Source organism: Streptomyces sp. NPDC057654, from assembly GCF_042800135.1.
In the GTDB taxonomy this organism is placed as follows: domain Bacteria; phylum Actinomycetota; class Actinomycetes; order Streptomycetales; family Streptomycetaceae; genus Streptomyces.
Genome location: NZ_JBHVHQ010000824.1, coordinates 1 through 3,852 on the forward strand (window position 1 = coordinate 1; position 3,852 = coordinate 3,852).

The 3,852-nt window shown below is 73.8% G+C and carries 4 protein-coding genes and 1 pseudogene; 3 read left to right on the forward strand and 2 right to left on the reverse strand.

Going from position 1 to position 3,852, the window contains the following annotated elements; genetic code table 11:
• Positions 1-122, forward strand: a pseudogene (locus ACFU99_RS36550) (NUDIX hydrolase); the annotation flags it as partial.
• A gap of 70 nt (positions 123-192) precedes the next feature.
• On the opposite strand, the gene ACFU99_RS36555 reads toward ACFU99_RS36550, so the two are convergent.
• The gene (locus ACFU99_RS36555) at positions 193-789 is read right to left on the reverse strand and encodes a M48 family metallopeptidase (RefSeq protein ID WP_384400823.1); all 597 of its coding nucleotides are present in this window, start codon (positions 787-789) and stop codon (positions 193-195) included.
• A gap of 172 nt (positions 790-961) precedes the next feature.
• Between ACFU99_RS36555 and ACFU99_RS36560 the strand changes: the two genes are divergently transcribed.
• Entirely contained in the window at positions 962-2,131 is a 1,170-nt protein-coding gene (locus ACFU99_RS36560) for a ThiF family adenylyltransferase (protein WP_384400826.1), read from the forward strand.
• A 42-nt stretch (positions 2,132-2,173) separates the two neighbouring features.
• Positions 2,174-3,547, forward strand: coding sequence for an ABC1 kinase family protein (locus tag ACFU99_RS36565; protein WP_384400829.1), 1,374 nt, complete (start codon positions 2,174-2,176; stop codon positions 3,545-3,547).
• Between the two features lie 42 nt (positions 3,548-3,589).
• Here the strand turns inward: ACFU99_RS36565 and ACFU99_RS36570 are convergent, their stop codons facing one another.
• Entirely contained in the window at positions 3,590-3,766 is a 177-nt protein-coding gene (locus tag ACFU99_RS36570; RefSeq protein ID WP_384400832.1) for a hypothetical protein, read from the reverse strand.
• Between the last annotated feature and the right edge of the window lie 86 nt (positions 3,767-3,852).

Consider the following 3,852-nt stretch of genomic DNA (forward strand, 5'->3'; position numbering starts at 1 on the left):
AGGCCGTCGAGGTGATCAGCGACGAGTCGCTGGACCTGCGCTGGTTCGCATACGACGAGGTGGCGGGGGTGGCCGACGCGTCGGTCGTGCGCCTGATGGAACGTACGCGCGCGCTGCTCTGACGCGTCCTTCCTCAGCGGAGAGGGCGGCCGGCGCCCGGCGGCGATGCCGGGGCGCCGGGCTCTCCCCCGGTCACTCGCTGCGGGCCGCGGGCAGGTGCGGCAGCCGGTCCGCGGCGACCACGCCTTCCAGGTAGCCCCGCGCCCGCTCGGTGCGCGGGTAGGACTCCAGGAGCCGCCAGAAGCGCGGGCCGTGCCCCGGTACGAGCAGGTGGGCGAGTTCGTGGACGAGTACGTAGTCCACGACGTACTCCGGCATGCCCTGGAGGCGGTGCGAAAGGCGGATGCTGCCCTCGGCGGGCGTGCAGGAGCCCCACCGGGTGTTCTGGTTGGTGACCCAGCGGACGGAGGCGGGGCGGGCGCGGCCGCCGAGGTACTGGTCGGAGAGGCGCTCCGCGCGCTCGGCCAGCTCGGAGTCGCCCAGCATGCGCTTGTTCTCCTGCGCGGCGAGCTTCTCCAGCATCACACCCACCCAGCGCTGCTCCTCGGCCTCGGACATCCGGGCCGGGATGAGGACCACGGTGCGGTCGCCCTCGCGGTAGGCCGAGACCGTTCTGCGTCGGCGGGTGCTCCGGCGGACCTCGACCGCGTTCGGCCCGGACGAGCGGGCCTGCGGGCTCGGGGCGCTGCGCGGTGATCTTGCGGCACTGTGCAGAGGGTCGACGGACACGCCTCGACGTTACCCGCTGGCGGCGACGGAAGTCCCGACCTCGCTCGGTTGTCGGGGGAAACACTCATCGGAGTGCACTACTTGTACGACTAACGAGCCCCCCTGTGGATAACTTCCGGCGGCGCCGCGGCGGGCCGCGCATGCTGGGTCCCGACCGATGGGGGAGGCGATCATGCATCCGATGATCAAGCCCGCGCTGCGGCGCGGCTGGCGCAACCGCGACACCGTGCAGTTCGGGGTCGCGCCCGCACACGCCGTGGTGCTGGGCCCGGTGGACACGGCGACGGGGAGCTTCCTCGATCTGCTGGACGGGACGCGCGGCCTGCCGCTGCTGCGCGCGCAGGCCAAGGCGATGGGGCTGCCCGAGGGCCGGGCGGACTCGCTGGTGGAGCGGCTGGCGGCGGCCGGTCTGCTGGACGATCCGCTGGGCGGCGGGGAGCCGGCGGCCCAGCTGCGCGATACGGGTCCGGCCCTGGACCGGCTGCGGCCCGACCTGGCGGCGCTCTCCGTGCTGCACCCGGAGCCGGGCGGCGCGCTGCGGCTGCTGGGGGCGCGCCGGGCGATGCGGGTGCAGGTGCGGGGCGCGGGGCGGGTGGGAGCGGCGATCGCCGCGCTGCTGTCGGCGTCGGGGGTGGGCCAGGTCGATGTGCTGGAAGGGGGATGTGTCGAGCCGTGGGACACGATTCCGGGCGGGGTCCGCGCCGAGCAGGTCGGGGAGCGGCGCGACGCCGCGGCCCGGCGGGTCGTGCGGCAGTCCGCTCCGGGGCCGCGGCCCCGCGCCCGGCCGCAGGGGGACGCTCCACCCGGCCGGACGGGGGTGTCCGACGGCGCGAAGCAGCCGCCGTTGTCGCTGGTGGTGATCGCGCCGCGGGACGGCCTCGCGGCGTACGCGCCGGATCCGGCCGTGGCCGAGCCCTTCGTCACGTCCGGGACGCCTCATGTGTACGCGGGTGTCGTCGAGTGCACGGGGGTGGTGGGGCCGCTGGTGGTGCCGGGCGGGTCGGCGTGTGCGGGCTGTCTGGAGCTGGGCCGGGCCGAGCGCGATCCCACGTGGCCCCGGATGCTCACCCAGTGGCGGTCGGGGCGGGCGGTGGGGGTGCCGTCCTGCGATGCCGCGCTCGCTACGGTGGTGAGTGGGCTGGCGGCCGTCCAGGCGCTGGCCTTCCTCGACGGCCGGCCGCCGGACTCGGCGGGGACCCGGCTGGAGGTGGCGCTGCCGGGCGCGGGCTGGGCTCCACGGCGTATCGCTCCGCATCCGGCATGCTCGTGCGGGGCGGCGGGATCGGCCCATCCTGAATGCGCCTCGGCCTCGAAGCCGTTGCACGGGACAATGGTCGGGTAACAGTCGTACTCGGCGTGGCTGTTCAGGTAGTTGGAGGGGTGCATGTCTGATCTTCCCCGCAAAGCGGTCACCCGCACCGCCAAGTTGGCCGCGTTGCCGCTGGGCTTCGCGGGCCGCGCCACCTGGGGGCTCGGCAAGCGGATCGGCGGCCGGTCGGCGGAGCTGGTGGGGCGCGAGCTGCAACAGCGCACGGCCGAGCAGCTGTTCAAGGTGCTCGGCGAGCTGAAGGGCGGCGCGATGAAGTTCGGGCAGGCCCTGTCGGTCTTCGAGTCGGCGCTGCCCGAGGAGATCGCCGGGCCGTACCGGGCCGCGCTGACCAAGCTCCAGGAGGCCGCGCCGCCGATGCCGACCCGCTCGGTGCACGCGGCGCTGGCGGAGCGGCTCGGCGAGGACTGGCGGGAGCTCTTCACGGAGTTCGAGGACCAGCCGTCCGCCGCCGCGTCGATCGGGCAGGTGCACCGGGCGGTGTGGCACGACGGGCGCGAGGTCGCGGTCAAGGTGCAGTATCCGGGGGCCGGCGAGGCGCTGCTGTCGGACCTCACGCAGCTGAGCCGCTTCGCGCGGCTGCTGGGCCCGCTGATCCCGGGCATGGACATCAAGCCGCTCATCTCGGAGCTGCGCGACCGGATCTCCGAGGAGCTGGACTACGAGCTGGAGGCGCGGGCCCAGCGGGCGCACGCGCGGGAGTTCGCGCAGGACCCGGACGTGGTGGTGCCGGACGTGGTGCACCAGGGCGACCAGGTGCTGATCACGGAGTGGATGGGCGGGCTGCCGCTCTCCGAGGTGATAGAGCGCGGCAGCCAGGAGGAGCGGGACCGGGCCGGGCAGCTGCTGGCGCGCTTCCTCTTCTCGGGCACGGCCCGCACGGGGCTGCTGCACGCCGACCCGCATCCGGGCAATTTCCGGCTGCTGACGGGCGACGACGACAGTCCGCCGGAGTCGTGGCGGCTGGGCGTGCTGGACTTCGGCACGGTGGACCGGCTGCCGGACGGGCTGCCGCCGACGATCGGCACGGCGCTGCGGATGACGCTGGACGGTCAGGCGGACGGGGTTTTGGACCTGCTGCGCGAGGAGGGGTTCGTCAAGCCGTCGATCGAGCTGGATCCGGAGGCGGTGCTGGACTATCTGCTGCCGATCATCGAGCCGGCGCAAGTGACGAAGTTCACGTTCTCGCGGGGCTGGATGCGGGCCCAGGCGGCGCGGATCGCGGACCCGCGCTCCCCCGCGCACCAGCTGGCCCGGCAGCTCAATCTGCCGCCCTCGTATCTGCTGATACACCGGGTGACGACGAGCACCATCGGGGTGCTGTGTCAGCTCGGGGCGTCGGTGCGGCTGCGGGACGAGCTGGAGGCGTGGGTGCCGGGGTTCGGCGCGGGCGAGGAGTCCGAGGAAGCGTCCGAGGAGGCCCCCGCCTGAGCAGAGGCCGGGCCTGCGCCCGGTCCGGGGTCCGGTCCGCTCTCACCACCAGGGCGAGTCGAGGCGCCCTTCGATGGATCTGATGTTGGCGCGGGCGCAGTCGTCGCAGAAGAAGCGGCGGACGCCGTTCTCGACGGAGCAGGTCCAGGTCGGCGGCGTCCGGTCGGCGGCGGTGCCGCACAGGGCGCACACGGCGGGAGTTCCAGGGTCCGAAGGCATTTGTTCATGCGTCTTCTGTTCCACTCCCCGACGATATCCCCGCGAACGGTTCGTGCGGGGCACAACTCGATCGAACACCCGAGCGA

Excerpts from the sequence above, each read along its gene's own strand:
- ACFU99_RS36560 (WP_384400826.1), top strand. The coding sequence starts at position 962 with ATGCATCCGATGATCAAGCCCGCGCTGCGGCGCGGCTGGCGCAACCGC.
- ACFU99_RS36565 (WP_384400829.1), top strand. The coding sequence starts at position 2,174 with ATGTCTGATCTTCCCCGCAAAGCGGTCACCCGCACCGCCAAGTTGGCC.
- ACFU99_RS36570 (WP_384400832.1), bottom strand. The coding sequence starts at position 3,766 with ATGCCTTCGGACCCTGGAACTCCCGCCGTGTGCGCCCTGTGCGGCACC.